This window comes from Bacillus sp. PS196 (assembly GCF_037963555.1).
GTDB lineage: Bacteria > Bacillota > Bacilli > Bacillales > Bacillaceae > Bacillus > Bacillus subtilis.
Map to the genome: position 1 here is coordinate 4,088,850 of NZ_CP150159.1, position 24,848 is coordinate 4,113,697.

At 39.3% G+C, this 24,848-nt stretch carries 29 protein-coding genes and 2 pseudogenes; 16 read left to right on the forward strand and 15 right to left on the reverse strand.

Translation table 11 applies throughout. From position 1 onward, the window contains the following. Positions 1 to 128 precede the first annotated feature (128 nt). Positions 129 to 278, reverse strand: coding sequence for a hypothetical protein (locus NST79_RS21175; protein WP_003226909.1), 150 nt, complete (start codon positions 276 to 278; stop codon positions 129 to 131). Positions 279 to 423: 145 nt separating this feature from the next. Here NST79_RS21175 and cotF point away from each other — a divergent pair, with 145 nt between their 5' ends. Continuing rightward, on the forward strand, positions 424 to 906 hold the full coding sequence (gene cotF / locus NST79_RS21180; RefSeq protein WP_212059489.1) for a spore coat protein: 483 nt from the start codon (positions 424 to 426) through the stop codon (positions 904 to 906). A 31-nt stretch (positions 907 to 937) separates the two neighbouring features. On the opposite strand, the gene hypR is transcribed toward cotF, so the two are convergent. Continuing rightward, positions 938 to 1,315, reverse strand: a complete 378-nt coding sequence (hypR, locus tag NST79_RS21185; RefSeq protein WP_014478546.1) for a transcriptional regulator HypR — start codon at positions 1,313 to 1,315, stop codon at positions 938 to 940. Between the two features lie 205 nt (positions 1,316 to 1,520). On the opposite strand from hypR, the gene NST79_RS21190 reads away from it, so the two are divergent. Beyond that, complete coding sequence (locus tag NST79_RS21190; RefSeq protein WP_167560862.1) at positions 1,521 to 2,450, forward strand: manganese-dependent inorganic pyrophosphatase; 930 nt, start codon at positions 1,521 to 1,523, stop codon at positions 2,448 to 2,450. 32 nt (positions 2,451 to 2,482) lie between these two features. Here NST79_RS21190 and NST79_RS21195 read toward each other — a convergent pair whose 3' ends face one another. Next, entirely contained in the window at positions 2,483 to 2,929 is a 447-nt protein-coding gene (locus NST79_RS21195) for a DUF6376 family protein (RefSeq protein WP_015715059.1), read from the reverse strand. Between the two features lie 433 nt (positions 2,930 to 3,362). On the opposite strand from NST79_RS21195, the gene NST79_RS21200 reads away from it, so the two are divergent. Further along, positions 3,363 to 4,673 (forward strand): MFS transporter, encoded by a 1,311-nt coding sequence (locus NST79_RS21200; protein ID WP_042976958.1) that lies wholly within the window; start codon positions 3,363 to 3,365, stop codon positions 4,671 to 4,673. A 159-nt stretch (positions 4,674 to 4,832) separates the two neighbouring features. Further along, complete coding sequence (locus tag NST79_RS21205; protein WP_021481086.1) at positions 4,833 to 5,570, forward strand: MerR family transcriptional regulator; 738 nt, start codon at positions 4,833 to 4,835, stop codon at positions 5,568 to 5,570. 37 nt (positions 5,571 to 5,607) lie between these two features. Here the strand turns inward: NST79_RS21205 and NST79_RS21210 are convergent, their stop codons facing one another. Both NST79_RS21210 and NST79_RS21215 read right to left on the reverse strand, forming a co-directional pair. Further along, on the reverse strand, positions 5,608 to 6,396 hold the full coding sequence (locus tag NST79_RS21210; protein ID WP_038429953.1) for a hypothetical protein: 789 nt from the start codon (positions 6,394 to 6,396) through the stop codon (positions 5,608 to 5,610). Between the two features lie 67 nt (positions 6,397 to 6,463). Then, the gene (locus tag NST79_RS21215; RefSeq protein ID WP_038429954.1) at positions 6,464 to 6,853 is read right to left on the reverse strand and encodes a nuclear transport factor 2 family protein; all 390 of its coding nucleotides are present in this window, start codon (positions 6,851 to 6,853) and stop codon (positions 6,464 to 6,466) included. Positions 6,854 to 6,998: 145 nt separating this feature from the next. Between NST79_RS21215 and NST79_RS21220 the strand changes: the two genes are divergently transcribed. Next, positions 6,999 to 7,838, forward strand: a complete 840-nt coding sequence (locus tag NST79_RS21220) for a pentapeptide repeat-containing protein (RefSeq protein WP_212059488.1) — start codon at positions 6,999 to 7,001, stop codon at positions 7,836 to 7,838. A gap of 32 nt (positions 7,839 to 7,870) precedes the next feature. On the opposite strand, the gene NST79_RS21225 is transcribed toward NST79_RS21220, so the two are convergent. Beyond that, the gene (locus tag NST79_RS21225; RefSeq protein WP_212059487.1) at positions 7,871 to 9,085 is read right to left on the reverse strand and encodes an MFS transporter; all 1,215 of its coding nucleotides are present in this window, start codon (positions 9,083 to 9,085) and stop codon (positions 7,871 to 7,873) included. A 187-nt stretch (positions 9,086 to 9,272) separates the two neighbouring features. On the opposite strand from NST79_RS21225, the gene NST79_RS21230 reads away from it, so the two are divergent. Continuing rightward, positions 9,273 to 10,151: a LysR family transcriptional regulator gene (locus tag NST79_RS21230; protein WP_212059486.1), complete on the forward strand. Its 879-nt coding sequence runs from the start codon at positions 9,273 to 9,275 to the stop codon at positions 10,149 to 10,151. A 13-nt stretch (positions 10,152 to 10,164) separates the two neighbouring features. Continuing rightward, positions 10,165 to 10,596, forward strand: a complete 432-nt coding sequence (locus NST79_RS21235) for a GNAT family N-acetyltransferase (protein WP_284692386.1) — start codon at positions 10,165 to 10,167, stop codon at positions 10,594 to 10,596. Here the strand turns inward: NST79_RS21235 and NST79_RS21240 are convergent. Beyond that, a complete protein-coding gene (locus NST79_RS21240; protein WP_088467479.1) occupies positions 10,593 to 11,255 on the reverse strand; it encodes an MBL fold metallo-hydrolase in 663 nt (220 codons plus the stop codon). The genes NST79_RS21235 and NST79_RS21240 overlap by 4 nt on opposite strands. Positions 11,256 to 11,426: 171 nt before the next feature. Further along, positions 11,427 to 11,879: a MarR family transcriptional regulator gene (locus NST79_RS21245; RefSeq protein WP_003226875.1), complete on the reverse strand. Its 453-nt coding sequence runs from the start codon at positions 11,877 to 11,879 to the stop codon at positions 11,427 to 11,429. A 119-nt stretch (positions 11,880 to 11,998) separates the two neighbouring features. Here NST79_RS21245 and NST79_RS21250 point away from each other — a divergent pair, with 119 nt between their 5' ends. Together NST79_RS21250 and NST79_RS21255 are read left to right on the forward strand one after the other, a co-directional pair. Further along, entirely contained in the window at positions 11,999 to 12,439 is a 441-nt protein-coding gene (locus tag NST79_RS21250) for a GNAT family N-acetyltransferase (protein ID WP_116315642.1), read from the forward strand. A gap of 1 nt (position 12,440) precedes the next feature. Further along, complete coding sequence (locus NST79_RS21255) at positions 12,441 to 13,043, forward strand: YitT family protein (RefSeq protein ID WP_212059485.1); 603 nt, start codon at positions 12,441 to 12,443, stop codon at positions 13,041 to 13,043. Between the two features lie 67 nt (positions 13,044 to 13,110). On the opposite strand, the gene satA is transcribed toward NST79_RS21255, so the two are convergent. After that, positions 13,111 to 13,632, reverse strand: coding sequence for a streptothricin N-acetyltransferase SatA (gene satA / locus NST79_RS21260; protein ID WP_014481497.1), 522 nt, complete (start codon positions 13,630 to 13,632; stop codon positions 13,111 to 13,113). 408 nt (positions 13,633 to 14,040) lie between these two features. Between satA and NST79_RS21265 the strand changes: the two genes are divergently transcribed. From NST79_RS21265 to NST79_RS21275, 3 genes and pseudogenes are all read left to right on the forward strand, one after another. Further along, positions 14,041 to 14,397, forward strand: a complete 357-nt coding sequence (locus tag NST79_RS21265; RefSeq protein WP_003226867.1) for an MmcQ/YjbR family DNA-binding protein — start codon at positions 14,041 to 14,043, stop codon at positions 14,395 to 14,397. A 159-nt stretch (positions 14,398 to 14,556) separates the two neighbouring features. Beyond that, complete coding sequence (locus NST79_RS21270) at positions 14,557 to 15,123, forward strand: dihydrofolate reductase family protein (RefSeq protein WP_212059484.1); 567 nt, start codon at positions 14,557 to 14,559, stop codon at positions 15,121 to 15,123. A 277-nt stretch (positions 15,124 to 15,400) separates the two neighbouring features. After that, positions 15,401 to 15,563: pseudogene (locus NST79_RS21275) on the forward strand (DUF255 domain-containing protein). Positions 15,564 to 15,665: 102 nt separating this feature from the next. On the opposite strand, the pseudogene NST79_RS21280 reads toward NST79_RS21275, so the two are convergent. Continuing rightward, positions 15,666 to 15,863: pseudogene (locus tag NST79_RS21280) on the reverse strand (tetracycline resistance MFS efflux pump); the annotation flags it as partial. A 72-nt stretch (positions 15,864 to 15,935) separates the two neighbouring features. Here NST79_RS21280 and NST79_RS21285 point away from each other — a divergent pair. After that, entirely contained in the window at positions 15,936 to 16,277 is a 342-nt protein-coding gene (locus tag NST79_RS21285) for a hypothetical protein (protein ID WP_212059483.1), read from the forward strand. Between the two features lie 142 nt (positions 16,278 to 16,419). On the opposite strand, the gene NST79_RS21290 is transcribed toward NST79_RS21285, so the two are convergent. Further along, positions 16,420 to 16,971 carry a VanZ family protein gene (locus tag NST79_RS21290; RefSeq protein WP_212059481.1) on the reverse strand — a complete coding sequence of 184 codons (552 nt, stop codon included), beginning with the start codon at positions 16,969 to 16,971 and terminating at the stop codon, positions 16,420 to 16,422. Positions 16,972 to 17,061: 90 nt separating this feature from the next. Between NST79_RS21290 and NST79_RS21295 the strand changes: the two genes are divergently transcribed. Beyond that, on the forward strand, positions 17,062 to 17,469 hold the full coding sequence (locus NST79_RS21295; protein ID WP_163130456.1) for a hypothetical protein: 408 nt from the start codon (positions 17,062 to 17,064) through the stop codon (positions 17,467 to 17,469). A 265-nt stretch (positions 17,470 to 17,734) separates the two neighbouring features. Here the strand turns inward: NST79_RS21295 and NST79_RS21300 are convergent, their stop codons facing one another. Together NST79_RS21300 and NST79_RS21305 are read right to left on the reverse strand one after the other, a co-directional pair. Continuing rightward, positions 17,735 to 17,878 (reverse strand): hypothetical protein, encoded by a 144-nt coding sequence (locus NST79_RS21300; protein ID WP_212059512.1) that lies wholly within the window; start codon positions 17,876 to 17,878, stop codon positions 17,735 to 17,737. 39 nt (positions 17,879 to 17,917) lie between these two features. Beyond that, a complete protein-coding gene (locus tag NST79_RS21305; protein ID WP_339225793.1) occupies positions 17,918 to 19,003 on the reverse strand; it encodes a Rap family tetratricopeptide repeat protein in 1,086 nt (361 codons plus the stop codon). Positions 19,004 to 19,238: 235 nt separating this feature from the next. Here NST79_RS21305 and NST79_RS21310 point away from each other — a divergent pair, with 235 nt between their 5' ends. Continuing rightward, positions 19,239 to 20,585 carry an ATP-binding protein gene (locus tag NST79_RS21310; RefSeq protein WP_212059710.1) on the forward strand — a complete coding sequence of 449 codons (1,347 nt, stop codon included), beginning with the start codon at positions 19,239 to 19,241 and terminating at the stop codon, positions 20,583 to 20,585. Between the two features lie 147 nt (positions 20,586 to 20,732). On the opposite strand, the gene NST79_RS21315 is transcribed toward NST79_RS21310, so the two are convergent. After that, positions 20,733 to 21,614, reverse strand: a complete 882-nt coding sequence (locus tag NST79_RS21315) for a hypothetical protein (RefSeq protein WP_212059711.1) — start codon at positions 21,612 to 21,614, stop codon at positions 20,733 to 20,735. 199 nt (positions 21,615 to 21,813) lie between these two features. Here NST79_RS21315 and NST79_RS21320 point away from each other — a divergent pair, with 199 nt between their 5' ends. Beyond that, the gene (locus NST79_RS21320) at positions 21,814 to 23,883 is read left to right on the forward strand and encodes a thioredoxin domain-containing protein (RefSeq protein ID WP_212060059.1); all 2,070 of its coding nucleotides are present in this window, start codon (positions 21,814 to 21,816) and stop codon (positions 23,881 to 23,883) included. Here NST79_RS21320 and NST79_RS21325 read toward each other — a convergent pair. Further along, positions 23,880 to 24,779 (reverse strand): type II CAAX endopeptidase family protein, encoded by a 900-nt coding sequence (locus NST79_RS21325; protein WP_015250787.1) that lies wholly within the window; start codon positions 24,777 to 24,779, stop codon positions 23,880 to 23,882. The genes NST79_RS21320 and NST79_RS21325 overlap by 4 nt on opposite strands. Between the last annotated feature and the right edge of the window lie 69 nt (positions 24,780 to 24,848).

Consider the following 24,848-nt stretch of genomic DNA (forward strand, 5'->3'; position numbering starts at 1 on the left):
TTTATATCATCTCTAAATTTTACTTTTATATTTTAACATAAGTCCAAATCGCAAGTAAAATGACGCTAATGTTTCATGTGAAACATGAAAAATGAAAAGACATTCTTTGAAAAGAATGCCCATCACAATTAATGTTTATCATCCATAAAGCCAGAAGATTCCTTGTTTTTCTTTTTCGTTTTTCTGACATACATAAAAATTAAGATCACCAGTAAAAGGGTTGTTGCTTGCAGAACGCCGCTGCTAAACAAGAAAAAGTTCTTTATCATGTCCCACATTGTGTTTCACCTCTTTGTGCATGTTCTCAACCCGTATCCTATATAAGGTGAATTTCCCTTTTTAAAAACTTCAAAACATCATGAACAACATTGAGCGTTGGGCATATGCTGATATGGAATCTGATCGATAAAGGAGAATTTTCACATGGATGAACGCAGAACATTGGCTTGGCATGAAACATTAGAAATGCACGAGCTGGTTGCTTTTCAATCAAACGGACTCATTAAACTGAAGAAAATGATAAGAGAAGTAAAAGACCCTCAGCTCAGACAGCTTTATAACGTGTCTATTCAGAGCATTGAGCAAAATTTGAGAGAGCTTCTTCCGTTCTTTCCACAGGCTCCGCACAGAGAAGATGAGGAAGAAGAACGCGCAGATAACCCATTTTACAGCGGTGACCTGCTCGGTTTTGCTAAAACATCTGTCCGCAGCTATGCCATCGCAATTACAGAAACAGCAACACCTCAATTAAGAAACGTACTGGTCAAACAGCTGAATGCTGCCATCCAGCTGCACGCCCAAGTTTATCGATACATGTATCAGCATGGATATTATCCGTCTTACAACCTTTCTGAACTGTTGAAAAACGATGTCAGAAACGCCAACAGAGCCATTTCAATGAAATAAAACAAGCAGCAAAGGAGTTTTCCCTTTGCTGCTATTTCTGCTGATCCTTCAGTAAGCCGTTCGAACGATAAGATTCCAGCACGTCTCTGTTGGATTCTCCCCATTCTTTCATTTGCAAAACAATCGGTTCAAGCGTTCGCCCGAATTCCGTCAGAGAGTACTCAACCTTGGGCGGCACCTGTTGATAAACCTCACGATGCACGATGCCGTCCGCTTCCAGCTCCCTCAGCTGAAGAGTAAGCATTCTTTGAGTAATACTCGGGCAGATTCGCCGAAACTCATTAAATCGTTTCTTGCCATCTATCATGTGATAAAAAAGAATTCCTTTCCACTTTCCGCCAATGACATCTAGAGTAAATTCAACTGGACAGCCTTCTTTGTTCGGGTATATATTCTTTTTTCCACTCATTCTTGACCCTCCAATAGTACCTTTTTTGATACTACATTACATTTCGCAACTAAGCTACCCAGTATTTTACACACCTTTTCTCCTTAGCTCAAAGAAAATGCTTCTTATTCACATCAATTTTTAAGGGTTTGCATGATTACACCTGCAGCAAGACGTGTTAAACTATATAAAGATTACACTACTTAAAAAAAGGATAGGAGCTATCATGGAAAAGATACTTATTTTCGGACACCAAAACCCAGACACAGATACGATTTGTTCTGCGATTGCTTATGCTGATTTGAAAAACAAACTCGGCTTCAATGCTGAGCCTGTCCGTCTCGGACAAGTCAACGGCGAAACACAATACGCGCTTGACTATTTCAAACAAGAAAGCCCGCGCTTTGTTGAAACAGCTGCAAACGAAGTAAACGCCGTTATCCTGGTTGACCATAACGAACGCCAGCAAAGCATCAAAGACATTGAAGAGGTTCAGGTTTTAGAGGTTATCGACCATCACCGCATCGCTAACTTTGAAACAGCTGAGCCGCTTTACTATCGTGCTGAGCCTGTAGGCTGTACGGCTACCATCTTAAACAAAATGTACAAAGAGAATAACGTGAAAATCGAGAAAGAAATTGCCGGCCTTATGCTGTCTGCGATCATTTCTGATTCCCTGTTATTTAAATCTCCAACTTGCACGGACCAAGACGTAGCAGCAGCAAAAGAGCTTGCGGAGATCGCTGGCGTAGATGCTGAAGAATACGGCTTGAACATGTTGAAAGCAGGCGCTGATCTAAGCAAAAAAACAGTGGAAGAGCTCATTTCTCTTGATGCGAAAGAATTTACGCTCGGCAGCAAGAAAGTCGAAATCGCACAAGTAAACACAGTGGACATTGAAGATGTAAAAAAACGCCAAGCTGAATTAGAAGCTGTGATCTCAAAAGTTGTGGCTGAGAAGAATCTTGATCTGTTCCTTCTCGTTATCACTGATATCTTAGAAAATGATTCACTTGCTCTTGCAATCGGTAACGAAGCAGCGAAAGTGGAAAAAGCGTTCAACGTTACATTAGAAAACAACACAGCCCTCTTAAAAGGCGTTGTTTCCCGTAAAAAACAAGTCGTTCCTGTCTTAACAGACGCAATGGCTGAATAAGCAAAAAGCATCCCGCATCGGGATGCTTTTTCTTATTCACCCAGCTTCTCAATTTGTCCCATCACATCAGTAATTTGCTTTGCGTTTTGGACCAGGTCTGACTGCTCCAATTCTTTAAGCGATACCTTGCCTTCCTCGGCTTGTTTCAACACCTCTTCAGCGCTTTTCTGCAAGGTTTCGTTATGCTCCTGAATGGTTTGATGAATCTCCGCTGCGGCATCAGGCGGCGTTAATTCATTAAAATCAGCGGCATCCTTCTGAATCGACTCAAGCTGTGCTTCAAGTTTTTCTTTCGCCTCGGTGTCATTTACAGCTTTCTCAGCCAATTCAGGCGCTTCCTCTGCAAATGTCTTCACCTTCTCCACATACCCCGCTGCTTCACTCGTATAGTTCAATCCGTCGTTCACCTGATCAAGCATGCCGCATCCGCCTGCACTCAAAAGTCCCACTCCGGCAAGTATTGTCAAAATGATCTTCATCTTCAGCCCCCTCATCGTTTCTTTTTCATTTTTTCTTTTAAGATCGGAATCAATTTCTCTTTCGCTAACGGCAGCCCTTTCCTCACCAATTCACGCTTCAGCCACTTTTTCAGCTTAGACATTCTGATGCTCCTCTCCCTTTTTGGTAAAAATGAAAAAACTCCACCAATTTGGTGAAGTTCCTGAAACAAAAAGACCCTCACCAAATCAGATTTGGCAAAGGTCTCGCTAACAAATGAGATTGCCAGCAAAGCCGAGGACAACTTGTCCCGTAATGACGACTTTACTGTGAAAGCTACTCCCCTTTGGAGTGTTCATTTTTATTACTTTCATTCTAAAGCACCGATCTGTTCCAGTCAAATTCCTGCCGTTTATATAAAAGCGCGCTGTGGTATTTAAAATTTGAATGGTTTTTCCATCAGGAGATCATGCTATGACAGAGGAGGTTTTCATCATGAGTCAAGAGCGCGTGAAACGGCCTGGGCATACCAGATGGTACATATCTTCGTTACTTAGCGGCATTATTATTCTTAATTATTTTGACCGAGTGGCCATCTCGGTAGCGGCCCCTGCGATACAAGATTCGTTTCACCTTACTGCAACTGAACTCGGCATCGTGTTTTCCATTTACACCTATTCCTATACACTGATGCAGCTGCCTGTCGGAAGTTTGCTGGACCGTTTTGGGGTCGCATGGGTCACGAGGGTTGGAATGACAATATGGAGCTTTTTAACGATTCTTCTTGCTTTTTTGCAAGGAAAATTGCTGTTGTATCTGTTCCGGTTTCTCATTGGGCTGACGAGCGCCTCTGCGTTCCCTGCTGCCTCTAAGGCAACCGCTCTCTGGTTTCCTCCAAGTGAGCGGGGATTGGCAAACTCACTGTTCGATTCGGCCGCCAAGTTTTCAAATGTAATCGGCGCGCCATTGGTCGCGTTTCTTGTCACAACATTTGACTGGCGCGTCGCTTTTTTGACGATTGGATGCATCAATGTACTGTTTACGATCTTTTTCTGGCAGTATTATGAACAGCCTGAACGGCACAAACGCATTTCTAAAAGTGAACTAAACTATATTCAAAAACACAATGCCATTACAACAGAGCAAATCCCTTACAAAACGGGCCCGCTTTTAAAAAAGCTTTTCACCAATCGGAAAGTATGGGGCTTAATGATCGGATTTACAGGGTACGGGTATACATTCAACCTGCTGCTCACCTGGCTTCCGACTTTCTTTAAACATACATACGGTATGGATCTCATGTCGTCCGGTTTATTTACAGCAGTGCCGTGGCTGATCTCAACCATTTCCGGAATTGCCGTCGGCGGCTGGCTCGTCGATTATTTTATTAAGAAAGGCTACTCTAACACCAAGGTGTACCGAACCGTAATCATAGTCGGAATGAGCTTTGGCTTTTTCTTTTTAGGCTCCATTCTGACGAACAATATTACCGTAGCGATTATTTGCATTTCCATCGGACTCGCCGGAATTTCCGCAACCGCTCCGGTCGGCTGGTCCATCTCCGCAGAACTCGCGCCGATCGGTTCCGTATCCATGCTGAGCTCCATGGTGAATCTCGCAAACAACCTGTTCGGAGGCATTATTGCGGCGTCACTGACAGGGTATTTGTTTGATGTGACAGGCTCCTTTACCCTCAGCTTTCTGGTAGCTGGTTTTGTGCTGTTGCTGGGATTGGTTTTTTATGTGTTTGTTTTAGGTGATGTAAAACGAATTAAACTGGAATAAAGAGTGCTTGCTGAAAAGCACTCTTTTCTTTGAATCCGCCAGGTGTTATTTTCTTTCTCCCACATTCACTAGGCTGTCTTCGGACGAAAACACCACCATTTTATCCTTGACTCCAACCAAAGGTAAGGCCTCATAGTGAAAGAAGAAAGGAGGAGTCGGATGGTGAAATTAACAGTAAAAGAACTATCCAATATTGCGAATGTCACAATCAAAACGCTTTATCATTACCACAAAATCGGCTTGCTAGCCCCAAAAGAAATAAGCGAAGCCGGATATCGGTACTATGGTGCTGACGAACTAAAAAGACTGCAGGAAATCCTTTTTTACAAAGAATTAGATATTCCTTTGTCAGAAATCAAAAGATTATTAAATGAGGATGCTGAAAGAACAAGTACATTAGAAAAACAAAAAAAGCTGTTTGAAAAGAAAATTGAAAAGTATCAGCGTCTCATTCAAACAGTCAACACATCTTTAGAATACACGAGAAAAGGCGAAAACATGGATCATAAGGTAATGTTTAAAGGATTTGAAAGCGCTGAAGAATGGAAACAATCTTTAGCAGAACAAAATGGGTATTTAAAAGAGCGTTACGATTTTGAATTGGATACACATACAATCAATGTCGATGAAATGAACAAAATGGCAATAGAGGCTAAACATTTTCTTGATAGGATGGCTGATTTTTTAAGAAATGGTGTAACGTATCATGACCCTTCCGTGCAAGAGCATGTCATGAATCATCTTAAGTTCCTAAATCAGAACGGGCATCCGACAAGTAAAGAAGATTACGTAAAACAAACACGTTTTTTTATGCAAGATGATTTCCATAGAGGAATGTTAGAAGAGCAGCAAACCGGTTTATCTTATTATTTGGTTGTCGTTGCAGAACACCTGTAGTGTTTTGTCACCCTTTATAGGGTGACAGCCATCAGGATTACGAGACAGCCCCGCCAACAATCGAAACATTCTGCCGGTCCACGGCAAAACGCCGTCCGTTCCATTTCAATACGGTTTGAACATATCCCAATGAGTCGGCGTTATACCTTCCCGCTATCCGCTGGTACGCCAATAATTCGTATACGCCGTCTCTGTCAAAATCAACCGGATACAAGCCCGATAAAGGATTCACCCATCCTTCTATCGGCATTTTTAACACACCTTGGCTGTTATAAATCTCATTCAAATATTCCCTGCCTTTGTAAGTAAGGTCGAGGATATACGTTTCGTTTTGCTGATGACTGATGACGCTCGCTTTATATTGATTTTGATACCTCACACTGTACTTTAATTCATCATTCAATACATCTGAATTGAAAATTCGCCGGAACTGCCTGTTTAGATAGGCAAACACATATGCATAAATAGCACCGCCACTTCCCCCTGTATCCATTACCACTGCCACATCCTCAATCTTGTCGCCTGTCATATCCCCCAGAAAAAGTGACGGATTGTATCCCATATTGTTTTGAAGCTGAATCTGCTGCTCCTGATGGGTTCTGCCATCACGGATCACCAATGTGATATCTCTCCATAACGGGCTGCCGGGCATTTGATTTCCAGTTAGAAAGACCTCGTCAATAACGCCGTCTCCCGTTACATCGCCGCGGGTAGATGCAATGATTGCACGTGAGGAGACGGGCTGCCGAAATACGTATGGATGTTGAACAAATCCTCTGCTTTCATAAAACCAATAAGGAGCCATTCTGATGTCATACACATTCAATTGTGTCACCTTCCCTAATCAGCTGAATGAATCATTATATGCAGGAATGGCACATCAAAGACATATCTTACACACCAATTAAATCCGTACCATAAGAGTTATCGATTACACAAAGCCACTCGCCTTGCGCATTCTTCTTAAATACATAGGTCGCCCTTCTTTCCATCGCATACTCGGAGTCCTTTTTATCCGAATCAAGCAGTGTCTGAGAAAGGATGAGTACCGTGTCACCTGCTTCCAACAGGATCATTTCCCCTTGTGTCGGGACAATATGATGATTGAAATAGTTTGCAATCGTGATAAACGCTTTTTTGATTTCTTCTTTGCCTCGCGCGATCATGCCCGGCTTCACAACTAAAATGGCATCTTCCGAATAATAATTCATCAGTGTATCAAAATCTTCATTTTGGATTGCCAAATCACACGCAGAGATGATGTCTTTCAATTGCTGTTCCAAATGAATTCCCCCAATCATCATGATTGGATATATTATACATCGTTAGTTCACTGAAACCGTGAAAACAAAATGAAAAGTATCCTATTTTCCTATATAATCAAATAGATATATTTAACAAAGTACCCAAGTGAAGGGGTGGACATTATTGTCTGCGGAAGTAACGTTACATGACAATATACATCATGATTTAAGTGCGGATTGCCAGCACTGTTTTGGCCTGTGCTGTGTCGCCTTGCCTTATGCGAAGTCGGTAGATTTTGCTTTTGATAAAGACGGGGGCACACCTTGCCGCAACTTACAATCAAACTATCAATGTTCTATACATAAAGATCTCAGAGAAAAAGGATTTCGAGGCTGCTCTGCATATGAATGCTTTGGCGCCGGCCAAAAAGTATCCCAAATCACTTATGAGGGAAAGGATTGGCGAAGCAGCCCCGAAACGGCCAACCAGATGTTTGACGTTTTTCCTATCATGCAGCAGCTGCACGAAATGCTCTGGTATTTACATGAAGCTCTTTCTATAGATATAGCCAAGCCGATTCATCCCGAACTGAGAACCAGTTTCGAAAAAATAGAAAAGCTCACCAGACTCAGCAAAGAACGCCTGCTGACACTGCAGGTGGACGAGCATCGAGCTGAGGTCAATGAATGGCTGTTAAAAACAAGTGAGCTGGTGCGTGCTCAAGCCCGCCATCCAAAACTCCCGAAAAAGGTCAGCCGGGGAAGTGTCCTGATCGGCGCGAAACTGAAAGGGCTTGATCTGCGAGGAGCAAATCTAAGAGGGGCGCTGCTCATAGCCGCCGATCTGAGAAATGCCGATTTGAGAATGACAGACTTTATCGGTGCAGATATGAGAGACGCTGATCTCAGCGGCGCCGACCTGACCGGGAGCATCTTTTTGACACAGGCACAGGTGAACGCCGCCAACGGCGATTCGAACACAAAGCTGCCGCTGTCTTTACGAATCCCTGCCCATTGGAAATAAAAAAGGACCCGCTAACGGTCCTTTTTTACTGATCAATTCAATCCTTTTTCGTTCCTTTTATCCGGCACTTTCGCACTTCTTGCCAAGTATCCCGACAGCCATAACGCAAACAGCAGCATGAAGGTGATCATACCGACAACGCCCAGCCAGTGAAAACCAGACCAGAATAGCCCTCCGATTGTTCCGAAAACACTTGAACCAGCGTAATAAAAGAACAAATACAGCGATGAAGCCTGTGCTTTGTTATGAAGGGCTCTCCTGCCCACCCAGCTGCTGGCAACTGAATGCCCTCCGAAAAAACCGAATGTAAAGAGTGCAATTCCCAGAATTTTCACTGCCAGCATATTGTTTATCGTAAATAACGCACCTGCAATGACGATGAAAATATTCATCACCAATATTTTCGGATAGCCATACCGATCAACCATTCTTCCAATGAAAGACGAGCTGAAAATGCCTACAATCATCACAATAAAGATCCAGCTGGAAAATGCTTTATTAAGCGAATACGGCGGGCCCAACAGCACATACACAATGTAATTAAACAAGGCAACATTGCTTCCAAGCAGCAAAAAACCAATGAGAAACAAGCTGAATAGTTTACGGTCCCTCAAGTGGCCGATCAGAGACATTCCCAATTTCCCGAGCTTCAATTTTCTTGGCGTAAAATGCCTGGATGGCGGCAAATTCATACAAAATATAATACTAGCAATCAAACTAATGACACCAATTGCCCCCATCGCCATATGCCAATTCAAGTACTCGCTCAGGAGCCCGGAAACGATCCTTCCGAAAACGGCGCCGATTGCATTTCCGCTGATATACAGCCCCATCGCCGACCCAAGACTTCCGGGTTCAATTTCTTCCCCGAGATAAGCCATCGCAATCGACGGAAGGCCTGCGAGCGCAACGCCTTGAATGGTTCTCAATACGAGCAGCGTATGAAAGTTCGGACTAAAGGCCGATGCCAGACAGAGAACCGATGCGGCCAGCATGGAAATACCCATAATCGGCTTGCGCCCCCACACCTCGGATAATGAACCAGAGACAAGCATGCTCACAGCTAACAGCATTGTGGTAACAGATAAAGAAAGACTCGCCGCAGTAGGCGTTACATGAAATTCCCGCGTGAATTCCTCCATGAGCGGCTGTACGCAATATAGAATCGCAAATGTATTGAAACCCGCAGCGAAGAAAGCAAACGTAATTTTTCGAAAAACCGGTGTGCCTTTTCGAATGTATGTCATCGGGACTTTATCGGTCCCTCATCATGTTGTGGAGCACTGCCATTCATAAACAATCATCCTTTATTTCTTCCGAATTCAAACATCCTCGAGTCTGTTTATATTATTATCTTAGCACCGTTGATATATGTTGTATAATGCATATAAAATATCGTTTTCATGCTTACATGTAATAAAGGAGGGATGATAATTGGAATGGGAACAACTTGAATATTTTCAAACACTGGCCCGGATGCAGCACGTCACGAAAGCCGCAAAAAGCCTCTCCATCACACAGCCTGCGCTTTCACGCTCTATCGCCAGGCTGGAAAATCATTTGGGCGTCCCGCTATTTGACAGGCAAGGACGATCCATCAGCTTAAATCAATACGGACACATTTTTTTACGGCGGGTTCAGGCGATGATGAAGGAGTATACCGAAGGAAAAGAAGAAATCCAAGCCTTATTAAAGCCAGACCAAGGCGTAGTCTCTCTCGGTTTTTTACATACATTAGGCACCACGCTCGTGCCCGATCTCATCGGCTCCTTTCAGCAGGAATACCCCAACATTGCCTTCCAGCTGAAGCAAAACCACTCTTATTGGCTGCTTGAACGATTAAAATCCGGAGATCTGGACCTCTGTCTCCTCGCTTCGATTAAGCCTGAAAATCCGATCCAATGGATCAAGCTGTGGAGTGAAGAACTCTTTGTATTTGTGCCAAATGATCATCCATTAGCCAGTCGCGAAAGCATTACCCTGAATGAGATTGCCGGGGAGCGTTTTATTTTATTGAAAAAAGGCTACGCGCTTCGGATGACGGTCGATGAGCTGTTTGAGAAGGCCGATATACAGCCGAACATTATGTTTGAAGGAGAAGAAGCAGCTACTGCCGCAGGTTTTGTGGCAGCCGGTCTGGGCATATCTATTCTCCCAGACCTGAAAGGCTTAGACCAAAGCAAAATCACCAAAATCCGCGTCAGCTGGCCGGTATGTCAGCGTGTCATAGGAATTGCCTGGATAAAAGGCAGGTTTTTATCACCGGTTGCTGAGACCTTTAAACAATATGTGATCAGCCATTTTTCTGAGTAGGGAGGATTCAAACATGAATGTCAAAAAAATCACGTCAGAACAGGATTTACATACAGCGTTTGAAATCAGAAAGGCAGTATTTGTAGAGGAACAAGGCTGTCCCATTTCGGATGAATTCGATGAGTTCGATACACTCCACGGTGATTGTCAGCACATCCTGGCTTATCATCAGAATGTACCTGTTGGCACTGCACGTGTCCGTATCGTTGGCCACACGGGGAAACTGGAACGAATCTGCATTCTGAAGTCTTACCGCAAATTCGGTTTGGGAAAAGTGATCGTCGATGCATTAGAACGTATTGTGAAAGAACAAGGCATTTCTGCCTTCAAACTGCACGGCCAGACACAGGCGGCAGGCAGCTGCCATTTTTTCTTTTTGAGTAAATCGGATCAAGGACTGCACCATGCTGAAGAACTTTCAGCTTATGTTTTTCACTTCCATTAATCCCTATACCTTACCAAATAGTTTTTATACAATTCTTCGTTATAAAGAATTTCTTCGCCATGTGAAGAGCAAATGAGCGTTGGTTTGATTTGATCTATAATCGCACCGCTATCGATGTTCTCATTTATATCAACACTGAATCTTCTTATAGGTGGGTGTAAATCCTCCTTACTTGTGATAAAAAGGTCACCCGTTAAAAGAGTACGATCGATTTTATGATCATACACGACATGCCCCGGAGAATGGCCAGGTGTTAAATAGTATTTCAGAGGCAGGTGAGCAAGCGTTTGCTCCGTCAGCGGCTGGACAATATGGGCTACCCCTGTGTTCTCCACTTCATTTTTGTTCGGATATGGCTCTTCCCCATTGATGTACTTTAGTTCTTTCTGGTGCGCAAAAATCGGAATATCAAATCTCTCTAACCATTTTGATGCACCTCCGATATGATCACTGTGGCCATGGGTAAGCAAAATGGCTTTTGGATTGCCGATCGCTAACGCTGCCCTAATTTGAGCATCAGCAAAACGTTCTATTCCCGTATCAACAATATAAACATCATCACCATCTTTGATAAACCAGGTATGAACCGGAATACGAAGAGGCACATCAAGCTCAAATTCACATTGATAGACATGTTCTGATAGTTGTCTCAAGTTCACGCAAACCACTCCCTTTGGAGATTTTTTTGATAGTTCAAAAGAAAACAGAAGTGAACGGCCTATTTTCAAGGCAGATTATCTTGAAAATGGTCCCACACTCCAGCGGACTGGAATTCTTGAGGAGGAGACGCCGATTTTCGCCAGCATCAGCTGCCTTGTTAACATTGTCCATTAATAATCCCTTTTGTTCCCCTTCTTCACATATTCCCAATCACGTTCTATATTCTTCCTCACTCTATGAAGGAGTGCAGAAATGGTTTCCTTTTCCTCTGAAGTAAAACCGGACAAGGCCACTTCCGTGGAATGTTCTCCTTCTCTTCTTAACAATGGATATACCTTTTTCCCTTTCTCAGTCGGGAACAGTTTTTTTATTTTTTTATTTTGCTCATCTGGCAGTTTTTGAATAAATCCCTGCATTTCCAGCTTCTTAATGGCCCGCGCGGCCGTTGTCCGGTCCACTTTTATCATTTCCGCCAATTTTTCTTGAATAATTCCCGGATTTTCGTATATACGTACGAGATAGAGATACTGCCCTCTTGTTAAGTCCAAATCTTTAAATTCGATGTTGCTTATGGAATCCAACGCTCTTGCTATCATGCCGATCTCACGCAAAATATCATTCATTCCTAAAACCCCTCACGTATTTTTGTTGCAATTACAACAAAAATGTTTTAACCTTACTATTATAAGACCACATGCATGCTGTACAGTCCAGACTAATATCAGAAAAGGATTGATTCATAATGAATATAAAAAGAATAACAACTGAAGCTGATTTACATGAAGCTTTGAATATTAGAAAGACGGTTTTCATTGAGGAGCAACATGTATCGGAATCCGAAGAGTTCGATGAATTTGATACGCTCCAGGAACAATGCCAGCATGTCTTGGTATATCATGAGAATCAGCCTGTCGGCACGGGCCGTGTGCGCATCGTTGACCATACAGCAAAGCTGGAAAGAATCTGCATCCTAAAACCTTACCGTAAGTACGGATTGGGGAAAGTCATCGTAAGCGGGTTAGAAGAAATCATAAAAGAAAAAGGACTGACTGCATGTAAGCTGCATGGTCAAACACAAGCAACAGGCTTTTATCAAAAACTGGGCTACCAGATTTCTTCACAGGCATTTATGGAAGACGGCATCCCTCATGTCTTGATGACAAAAGACATATCGCGGATTTAACATGAAATATATTTTTTACGGATTAGGCATACTCATATTAAGTTTGGGCATTTCCTTAACCATACAATCAGGACTGGGCACATCACCCTTCGATGCCCTTTTGGTTGGTCTGTCAAAAGAAATCGGTCTTACCGTAGGGAGCTGGGAGGTCCTTATTTCTGTGATCCTCTTAATCTGCAACGCTATATTAACGAGAAAAAAACCTATTTTGCTAGGCTTAATTACAGCATTCATTACTGGAATAGGCATTGACCTATGGTTGTTTGTTGTAAAAAACACCATCTATCTAAATGCGTTGTTAAGCAAACTGTTTTGTTTCGGAATTGGTTTGGTGCTCATCGGCCTTGGAACAGCCATCTATCTTCAGACGAAATTCGCATCAACACCCATCGATCATTTAACACTTATTATCCGAGATCTCTCCAAAAGAACAATCTTGTTTTCAAGAACATTGGTATACGCTCTTTTCTTAGTATTAGCCATCATCTTTAAAGGCCCTATCGGCATCGGAACCCTATTAACCGTCTGTTTGGGAGGAATGATCCTTCACGTTTTTATGCCTATTGTGGAAAAACAATTCTTATCAAAAAAAAGAAGGGGTTAAAAAACCTCTTCTTTGAAAAAACGAAACGCAAAACAAGCTACGTTTCGTTCAATAATTTTATGATAAATTAAAATTTATAGTACCAAAAAATCGCAATTTCATTTGCTGTTGGAAGGTTGGAATAAAGCATCGTATCAACTGCACCTATTATAAAGTGATGTTTGGCATAAAAACGACAAGCTGAAACATTAATATCTTGTGTTTCAAGCATAAGACCACAAAAACGATTCTCCTTTGCCCACTCAATCGCTTTATGTAATAATGCTGTTCCAACGCCTTTTTGTCTATAGTCTTTTGCAACGGCAATGTCCTCTATTAGTGCATACCCATTCCAGTTAGAACGAATCTTAATCCGGCCGATGCAGTTGTTTTCAACATAATATAAAAAGACAACCTTCCCTTCATCTTCAATATAACTAACATCCATTTCATCATCTTCATATTGTTTAAAATAAGGTTTAGAAAATCGTTCCTCAGTATATGTCCAAACACCGTTTTCAAAAGTAGGTATCATTCTCCCAAAAACAACGAAAGGTTCGTTTGGTTTATTGAAATCTTTCAAATTCATTTGAGTCATTTTCTTGATCATATCAATCCCCTCCTAAACGAGATTATATTAGCATACTCGTTTCGATCGATAACAGCTTCCAAAAGGGCACTCTTTAAAAGAACAGCATCCATTACCTTTTATATATAGCGATTTTTCTATTTCACTGTCTTAATGGGGTATTTCAACAGAGGCTTGTGGTACAGTAAAAAGGAATAGAAACAAGAGAAAAGAAGATGAACCTATGCCCACTAACAATAAACTCAATGAGAAATATCATACTTCCTTCAACTCGCCCACAACCCTGTTGACTAGTATCCGTGGAGAGAGGAAGCTTTGACACAGCTTCTGCCATTGATGACATCTCTATTGAAGTATCCAAAGGACAACCAAGGATCGCTCTTTGACTTTTTCAAGAAGAAAGTAGAGTGAATAAAGGAGTGATTGAGTATGTTAACAAGAGAAGATATCTTTAAACACGTCAAAGAAAAATACGGTACATCGCCTGATTACCCGTGGGTGAAATACCCAAACTATGCTTCTCTGAGACATACATCAAACAAAAAATGGTACGGTCTTATCATGAATGTTCTCCCAGAAAAATTAGGCTTGGATGGTCATGGCGAAATAGATATTCTAAATCTAAAATGTCCCCCTGAAATAAGTGATAGCTTAAGAAACGGGGAAAATATCTTACCCGGATATCATATGGATAAGGAACATTGGATTTCAATTGTTTTAGAACGGACAGATCCAGAAGGCGAAATCTATAACTTAATCGAGCAGAGCTTTCATTTAACCAAGTGAAGATAAAGAGTGTTCCGGCTAATCAAGCTGCGAAAAGTAGTGGGCACTTTCATTTTAGGATACTGTTCTTCACTCAGTCCATAAACGCAACTTAGTCTATCTGGTGCGAGAGTGGGAGAAGAATTTCTACCAACTTCTTATGGAAAAGGATGAATAGTTATGACAAATAACTTAAAACAGAGAAGAATCATTTTAGATTTAGCAGTTACTTTAGATGGTTTTATTGAAGGGAAAAATGGAGAAGTTGATTGGTGCATTATGGACCCTGATATGGGGTTTACTGATTTCTTAAATCAAATTGATACTATTTTATATGGCAGAAAAAGCTACGATTTATGGGGACAATATATTCCAAAAAATGAAGACCCTGATACAGAAAAGGAAATTTGGAAATTGGTTCATAGTAAAAAGAAATATGTTTTTTCCAGAACACAAAATGAGATTGATAATCAAGCCATATTTATAAATGATAATATTCTTGAAGAAGTAATTAAATTGAAGAAAAAGCCCGGTAAAGACATCTGGCTTTATGGTGGAGCGAGTCTCATTACAACTTTTATAAATTTGGGGCTTGTTGATGAATTTAGATTATCTATTCACCCTGTTGTTTTGGGAGAAGGAAAACCGTTGTTTATTGATGTAAAACAGAGGATAAATTTAAAAATGGTGAATACAAGAACATTTTCCTCTGGCGTTGTGCAAATCGTTTATCATTGGAATGGCTAAAAAAATCTTTCCCTCCAAAATATACATTGTAAGGTAACACTCGACAGTTATTTTTCTTATTGAACTAAAGGGGGAATCCAATGGGTTCTCCTTAATACTATTGAATTATCAACATCAAATTTTAACAGAGCTAAAAATATCCATTCTCTTGTATTAAAAGAAAAGAAGACTGGAAAGGACGCATTAACATAATTAAACATTATAGTATATTTCATTCTCCCTCTTTTAAGTAAATCGGCTAAGTTTTGTGTTTATAAAAAAACGAAAAGGTGATCCTATGCCCAATAACAATAAATCCAATAGATTAATCGCTGAGAAGTCTACTTATTTTACTTCAACATGCTCATAACCCTGTGGACTGGTTCCCTTGGGGAGAAGAAGCATATGAAAAAGCGAAACGCGAAAACAAGCCTGTTCTCGTATCTATTGGGTATAGCTAACGATGGCTAATCTAAAGAACATGCTATTGATGCCATGTTTATTCATTTTACAAAAAAGGATCAACCTTGGATTACTTTCACAAGATTGATCCTTTCACTCATTTAGCGATGCCTCCGCGAACGTTTATATACATTCAAGATTACTAGCCAACAAATAACAATGGTTCCTGCAAAAAGTATGAGCATATTGCTATACAAATAGGTAGAGTGATCAACGTCAATAGGCAGCAGCCTATGGTCTAAGAAGCCGATAGATAATAAACCGCCTACAATCGTAATACCCGTTAAATAATTGCTGAACTCAAAAATTCAAAAGAGGAATCCCAACCTTTCGATTCTAAGGCAATCAAAATACAAATGATTGAAGAACGAATGAAGAAAGTTGAAAAAGCACTGAAAATGCTTCAAATACAATTAGAGGAAGACTTAATTAGTTTAGAAGAATTTAAAGAAAGAAAAAAAATACGTTCACGAGAATTAGATAAGCTTCAATTAGAATTACAAGAAACAGAAAACATAACACATGAAGATGAGATAAGGGCAAAAGAATCCCTCGTTGAGCGACTAGATCACTTTCTTAACCATTGGAAACAGCTCGATGATACGAAACTAAATGAAGGATTAACATCATTTATAAGTAAGGTGATATGGCATTATCCTAAAGGAGGTAGCAAAAAACCGCCATCATTAAAGATAGAATTGATAAATGAATAATGCAATAAGTGAACTTTATGACAAATTATAAAGGATTGTTTAACATTTGTTAAACAATCCTTTATTAACGCAGAAAAAAATTCCAATTCGTTTTAGTCGTCCATATTATGTAAAGGTTTTTCTTTAACAATCAGTCACTGAACTACATACTTTTATAAATCTTTATAAAAATCGGAACAAATACTAGGACTAATAGATACCCAGCTGCATTACTAATCACATCATCAATATCAGATACTTTATTTGGGTAGCCAGTTATCGAATTTATTATTCCTTGAATTGTTTCAATTAATAAAGGTGAGAGAAAAGCAATAAAAATATTTTTCACTATACTTATTCTCCAAAGAGTATTTAGATATAGCGCTAACGGAGCAAGCAATAGAATATTTCCAACAAACTGTATTAATTGATTAAGCCCTAGATGAGAGACGTAAAACATAATTGTCTTAAAAGGAATGAATTGAAAATAAGCTTCCGATGGAAAACTCATTTCTCTTGCCATGGGTCCAAACGTTATTGGGAAAAAGACCAGCTTAAGTAACATTAAAAAATAAAAGATAAATATAGAGGTTATAAAGGTACGTTTGGATGCCAACTTTTCTTTTAGAGCAAACTTTTTGATAATCAAATAAACAATCTCACAAATAATAAATATTAAAAATAATAAAACCATTGGTAATGTCTGTGTTGTCAATTTAAAATCCCCTTCCAATTTTTGTTGATTTATTAGTCATATATTATTATAATAAAGTATATTATACATAAAAGGAAGGTTGATGTAAAAGTGAAAAATGTTGCAAAAAAAGGGGCTCTAGCTTTAGTTATCGGATTCTGTCTCTTGCTTCCAGTTAGTGCGCTGGCCGGTTCATACACCAATAAATACGAATTTTATGGTGGAGTATACGGTAAACATATCAACATAGATAAAGGTAAAAAGGCCAGAGTCAAAACTGAACCAATACAATGGGCTCAGAAGTCCCGAATTAATATATATTTGGAAAAATCAACAGGGTGGTTCGACTCTCAATGGAAATCAGTCGGCAGTTCATGGAACTATGCGTATAAAACTGATACATGCTCTTGGATTAAAGCAAAAGAATCAGGAAAACATCGTTTTTACCTGCGAGCAGCTGTTTTACCAAACACAGAAAAAGAATACATAGGATGGGCTACGATCGAATACAATAAATAAGGTTGTAGAGTTTGCTCTACAACCTTATTTTAATTCTTTAAAGCCCACAAACTTACAAATTATTAAAAGAACATTTTTTCGAAATACAAAACTTAACAATCCATCAACTAGCATCTTTCTTCAATCTACCTACACATGTCATACAGCACAAACACTCACAATTAAAACTTCTGTCAAGAAACCGAATGGAAACAGGAATTAATCATGTATGCGAAATCTCTATATAAAGAAAAAGCCCACTCACGAAAAAACGAGTGGGTTGACTTTAGCTTCCAAGCCGATCTGACGTAAGACTAATTACGTTTTCAGATTTAGCTTGATGACCAAAAGTATCTGAATTAAAGGATAAGCCCAGTACTGTCATCCCCATTAAAATTGTCATTGATAAGGCAATCATTTTTTTCTTCATGAATAATCTCCCCTTTTCGAATTTCGTTTCTGGCTGCTATTACCTTACGATAATATTCGTTAGAGAGCGAAGAATTTCCTTTTTCATAATAAAACTCGCAACTTCATGAGCATATTCTTCAATATCAGCAAATAATTTCTTTGATTGAAAGTATTCTAAGGCCTCATTAATTAAAGAAACATCTTCATCGGAAAAATATAGTCCCTTTAGCAATTTGAACTTGGCTTGGTATTCATAATCATTGTTACGTATAACAATCGCACTTCCTCGTTCAAAATAAACATGCGCTTTATTCATCTTTCCTTTTTGTGCCAATACATGAGACAAATTAAATAAAGTTTTAGACATGAAAATATGCTTTTCCTCTTGAAAAACTTGCAAGGCCTTCATGAGATTTTGAATCGACAAATCATATTGACCAACACTCCTATAAACAATACCTAAATTCATATGAAATGTTGCAATGAGATATTTTTTTCCGATTTTAAAAGCATCCTGTAAACCTTTTTTCAATTCCTTAATAGCACTATTGTAATTTAAAGTATCAATTAAATTTCCAGCTACAATAAACCTGCAATGAAGTATTCTTTCGTCATGAATGTCAAATTTCTGGTATATCTTTATAGCTCTCTTTGCATAACTCAGTGAAAAATAGGTTTGTTTCATATAGTAATATACTTCTGATACTTTAAAATAAAATTCCCCACGTTCAATCTCATCTTCAATCTCTGATAATTTTGTTTCAGCTAAACTATAGGCATTAATTGCAGAAACAAGTTCTTTTCTTCTAAATTCGTACATTCCCATGAAAAAGAAGAAATAATACTCAAGCATTTTTGACAAACTGCCTTCTTTTTCTTTCAAAATTTCGTAAGTATTCCTCACTTCTTCAACGTCTTTCGATCTCAAGTAAATTAGCATTAGTTCATGTCTAAAATCTAAAAGTTGATAATATAGAAGGACATCTTGCTTCATTTCAACTTCTTCTAAAAGAGATTCAATTTCCGACTTCTTCTTTTGGGCTTCTTCAATCATATTTTTCTTTATGGTGGTATACCATGAATTCAACTTAGATATTAAAATTTCATACGGAATCCTTTCTTTTTTTATAGATGTATGATCCAAGCAAATCTCACCCCACAGATTTACAAAATTTTTAGAATATTTACATTAATTGTATTATGTCAGATCAAAAAACCATTTACAATTATTAATATAAAAAGGTACATTTAGTCTAGCGCTTGCGGTTTAATTTGCGGTTACAAGACTTTCGTGGCTTGACACAAATATATTAAGAATATTAAACCGTTAGAAGAGCATTTGGCTTTTCTAGTTAAATCATAAGGAGAGAAGATAAAAAATGATTAGTAAGGATGTTTTTTTTGAGTATTTATCAAAGGGGAGAGAAGATAACTACTGGGATTTTAAAAGAGATTTAAAGTTAAAGCCTAATGAAGACTTTTATCAGTTATTAAAAGATATTTTGGCTTTCTCAAACACTGAAGGAGGGTATCTACTTTTAGGGGTGGAAGATAAAGATCATGAACTCGTGGGAGTAACAAATCAAATAGATGAAGCCGAACTCGGTAATAAAATTCGCACCACATTAGGTTATTCAATAGATGTAAAACTCCTTTATTTTAAACATGATTATGCAGGTGATACTAAAGTTTTAGGTATTTTATATATACCTAAAACAAAAAAAGTAAACTTATCTCCTAAAGATTTAACAGGGCAAAAAGGAACCATCGTTCAAGCAAATTTCCCCTATGTCCGAAGAAACACACAAAGTGTTATAGCTGATAAAGAAGACCTTGAAAGAATTATGAAGCAGACTCGCGAACAAGAGGAATATGAGTTCAAAGAAAGAGACTTGAAAATTTTAAAAAGAAATAAAGACAGTTATGACAACGATTTTGGAAGAATATTAATGAATTATTTAAGAGGGGATTTTAAATTTACGACCAATGTATTTTCAGACAAAATTAATTGGTTATATTACACCCAAACCAAATATAATAAATTGGAATTTGGGCGACTTGTTGGATTTGAAGATCACAAAATAGATGATTACTTTGAGGGGAGAGCTTTTCCAACATTAGAACAAATTTTGCGGATAAATTTAGTATTCGAGTTACCTGCAGATTACTTCTTTCGCCCCACAATCAATTCAAAATTTCCTATTTGGCAAGATCCATTGATTAGCTATTTTATTATCGATAAGGTTACAAACAAGACTGCTTTGCTTTATAGAGATAAGGGAGAGTTTTTTAGCGATGTATTTGAAAGTCTTAGTAATGGAATACGTAACTTCTTAAAATGGTCTTTTTCTGATATCCCTAAAGATTTAAATCAAGACCCGATCGAGAAATTCTTTTCAACGACATCGTATCAATATTTGTATGATTGCCTACAGGATTGGTCGAACGAAAAAATAGAAGAGTTTAAAGAACACTTATCCCACCAACATTATAAAATTTTCGAGTGGTTTTCTACTGATGAACATATTGAAGAAATCTTATCAACAATTATTAATTTAGACACTGATTGTATATGCAGACTAATTATAGAATGTATTAAAGATATTACTATTACTGATGATGGTACACCAATTGTTAATCTCCATTTTATAGAGGAAATTAAAAATAAAGAGTACAATGGGAGAGAATTTAAATCTGATTGGACATTTAAGATTTCCCCTAAGTAATCAAAGATCGAACAACAAATCTTGATTAAAAAACAAGGTTTAAGCGTTTATGAATGGACTGGAACTCTGGAATAACATACTAGAATCCACCTTGATCAACTAATCAAAATGGATTCTAGTTATTACTAAGGAGCTTTTTATTTAATATTATAACTCATTCACATCTACACTAATTGTAATTCGGTTATTCTCAATTACATTTACAGTCGGAGGATTTATACTTAATTCAATTGGTGATGATTCAGTACCAAGTTTAAACTGCTGAGGCATATATAGAACGTATTCTCCTAGTTTTGAACTTATTTCCTTAGCTACAAATTGCTCAAATTGGTCACTTTTTACAACCTTTTCAATAATCAACCCCGTGATATCTGGAATAGGAATTAACTTTAATAAATCACCAATTTTTTCAATCAATTTCCCAAAGTCATTATTACCAACTGCTTCTCTTATTTTTTTCTTAACCTCTTCTATAATATTATTTTTTACTGTGTCAGCTATACTTTCTGGAATTACAAAATCATTCATCTCAAAATCATTAAGACCTAACGACACATTAAAACCATTAATAATAAAATTAAAACTTGCAGAGCAGACTGGTTTAACAATTTCTTCAAGTCCTAATGTTAATTTAATGTCTTCGTCTTCTCCAAATAAATTAACATCCCACAGAACAATGTCCGGAACTTCTCTTCCTTCAACAATTACTCTTCCTGTAAACGGATCTCGTATATCAGGTAAATCAGGAATATCGATCACCTGTCTATCACTAAATCCTGGTAAATCAGCACTTACAACAATATTAAGCTTTTCAAATACAACACTAAGCCTCCTAATTTCAAAAGTATTCGGTGGACTTAAAACAAAATCATCAAACCCAATTTTTCTTACATGGACATTAGCTATTATTTTAATTCCATTATCATCGTATAAAGTTTCCTCTTCATTTTGAAATGCAATATTAGCTAATTGTGCTCTTAAATAATTCTCAATAGTACTTTGAGTAAGCGTAACACTTAGATTATTCAAGATACTATACTCCTTTCAGTTATAAATTTTCCTCCTATATTATTTCATGCTGTAGTTAATTTATTATATTTTTATTATCCTTTTATTGGATATTATTTTACAATCACAAATAATTGTACACCTCAGTGTTTAACGAATTTAAAAACAGATTTGTGGTAAAGTATTGGTGATTAAAAAAATAATGAAAGAAGGTGATCCCATGCCAAATAAAAGTAAACCCAATAGATTAATCGCTGAAAAGTCTCCTTATTTACTCCAACACGCCCACAACCCTGTGGACTGGTTCCCGTGGGGAGAAGAAGCATTTGAAAAAGCAAAACGCGAAAACAAGCCGGTTCTGGTCAGCATCGGTTATTCGACTTGTCATTGGTGCCACGTTATGGCTCACGAAAGCTTTGAAGACGAAGAAATCGCGCGTCTTCTCAATGAACGGTTTGTGGCGATTAAAGTCGACCGGGAAGAGCGGCCGGATGTGGATTCTGTTTATATGAGAATCTGCCAGCTGATGACCGGGCAGGGCGGCTGGCCGCTGAATGTGTTTATCACGCCTGATCAGAAGCCGTTTTACGCGGGTACATATTTTCCAAAGACGAGCAAATTCAATCGTCCCGGTTTTGTTGATGTGCTTGAGCATCTGTCTGAGACGTTTGCGAACGACCGTGAGCATGTCGAGGATATTGCGGAGAACGCCGCTAAACATCTGCAGACCAAAACAGCCGCCAAATCAGGCGAAGGCCTTAGCGAGTCAGCGATTTCCCGGACATTCCAGCAGCTTGCCAGCGGGTTTGATACGATCTACGGCGGTTTCGGGCAGGCACCGAAATTTCCGATGCCCCATATGCTGATGTATTTGCTTCGTTATCATCACAATACGGGGCAGGAGAACGCTTTATACAACGTGACGAAAACGCTGGACAGCATGGCGAATGGCGGCATTTACGATCATATCGGCTATGGGTTCGCCCGCTATTCGACCGATGACGAGTGGCTCGTTCCCCACTTTGAAAAAATGCTGTACGACAATGCGCTGCTGCTGACCGCTTATACAGAAGCCTATCAGGTCACGCAAAACAGCCGCTATAAAGAGATTTGTGAACAGATCATTACGTTCATTCAGAGGGAAATGACTCATGAAGACGGAAGCTTTTTCTCTGCTTTAGACGCGGATACAGAAGGAGAAGAAGGAAAGTACTACATGTGGTCAAAGGAAGAGATTCTAAAAACGCTCGGAGACGATCTCGGAATGCTGTATTGCCAAGTGTATGACATCACTGAAGAAGGAAACTTTGAAGGCAAAAATATTCCTAACCTCATTCACACAAAGCGAGAACAAATCAAAGAGGATGCCGGGTTAACCGAAAAAGAGCTCAGTCTCAAACTCGAAGAAGCAAGACAGCAGCTCTTGAAGACACGCGAGGAAAGAACCTATCCGCATGTCGATGATAAAGTGCTGACCTCATGGAACGCGCTGATGATCGCGGGTCTTGCGAAAGCGGCAAAGGTATACCAGGAGCCGAAATATCTCAGCCTAGCGAAAGACGCCATCACATTTATTGAAAACAAATTAATCATCGACGGCCGTGTAATGGTCCGATATCGAGACGGCGAAGTGAAAAACAAAGGCTTTATCGACGATTACGCTTTTCTCCTATGGGCTTATCTGGATCTCTATGAAGCTTCGTTTGATCTATCTTTTTTACAAAAAGCGAAGAAACTGACAGACGATATGATCAGCTTATTTTGGGATGAGGAGCATGGCGGATTCTACTTCACCGGACACGATGCTGAGGCCTTAATCGTCCGGGAAAAAGAAGTGTACGACGGCGCCGTGCCTTCCGGAAACAGTGTGGCGGCTGTTCAGCTGCTGCGTCTCGGGCAAGTCACAGGCGACTCATCACTAATTGAAAAAGCAGAAACGATGTTTTCCGTGTTCAAGCCAGACATCGACGCGTATCCGAGCGGCCATGCTTTCTTTATGCAAAGTGTATTAAGACATCTGATGCCTAAGAAAGAAATCGTGATTTTTGGAAGTGCAGACGATCCAGCCAGAAAACAAATCATAACAGAGCTCCAAAAAGCCTTTAAGCCTAACGACTCCATTCTGGTAGCAGAGCATCCTGATCAATGCAAAGACATTGCGCCATTCGCGGCAGACTACCGCATCATAGACGGCAAAACAACCGTGTATATTTGTGAAAACTTCGCCTGCCAGCAGCCGACAACGAATATCGAAGAAGCCATCCAAACGTTAATAAGCAGCAGGGATTAAGACCCTTGCTGCTTACTTTTTGATTTCTTATGGTACCATAAAGCGATCCCCGCAAACACAAGATTGACCGCTATCGTAAAGAAAGCCTCCCACATCGGGTTCCCCCGCGTAACCGTAAAGAGAGAAGGAATTCCTCCATACACACTGTTTTTTTCTGTAATAAACATACACAAAAACATATTATTCGCGGCATGGGCGCCAAGTGATATTTCGATGCTTCCAGTTTTAATCGTGTAATAGGTCCACACAAAACCAAATGTTAAATACTCAATTCCTGCCCAGACAGCGCCATTGTTCATTTCTGGATTCGCAAAATGCAATACGCCAAACAATCCTCCGACAATCAGTGTCAAAAATAGAGGATTTTTCGTCAATCTCCCGAAAGCTTGAAGCAAAAATCCCCTGAAAAACAGTTCCTCAGCTGATGTCTGAATCGGAACCAAAATGAGGGCAGCCGCTAGCAGCCAGATAAAGCGTGAGGCATTAAACTCTTGCATTGAATAGCTATCAGGATGAATCGCAAAATCAATCAATTGTACGGCGATCATCAGCAAGAAATAAGCAATAAAGCCAAAGGAAATTCTCCGCCAATTCATCTTTGAATTTGGTGTAATCACAGTTCGGAAAGGCCGCTTCAAAATAAAGCGCACAGCCAGCCAAACTCCCGGAATGGCGAATAAATAAATCACATGCGACAAATAAAGATCTACGAGGGGATCACTCAGCACAGCTTCATCCAAATCAAACGTGATATTGGGATTCACAATAACCGTGAACAGTATAGCGAAAAGGTAAGCTATATTCCCGAATACATATAACCCTACCATCACCAAAAAAGCGAAAAAATATCTCCACAACGTATTGTTTCCTTCTATAGGACGGATAAATGAATTCATTCCTTCTATGTCTCTTCCTTTCAATGAGAATATTACTATATATTTGCATAAATTGGTCTATGAATCTAC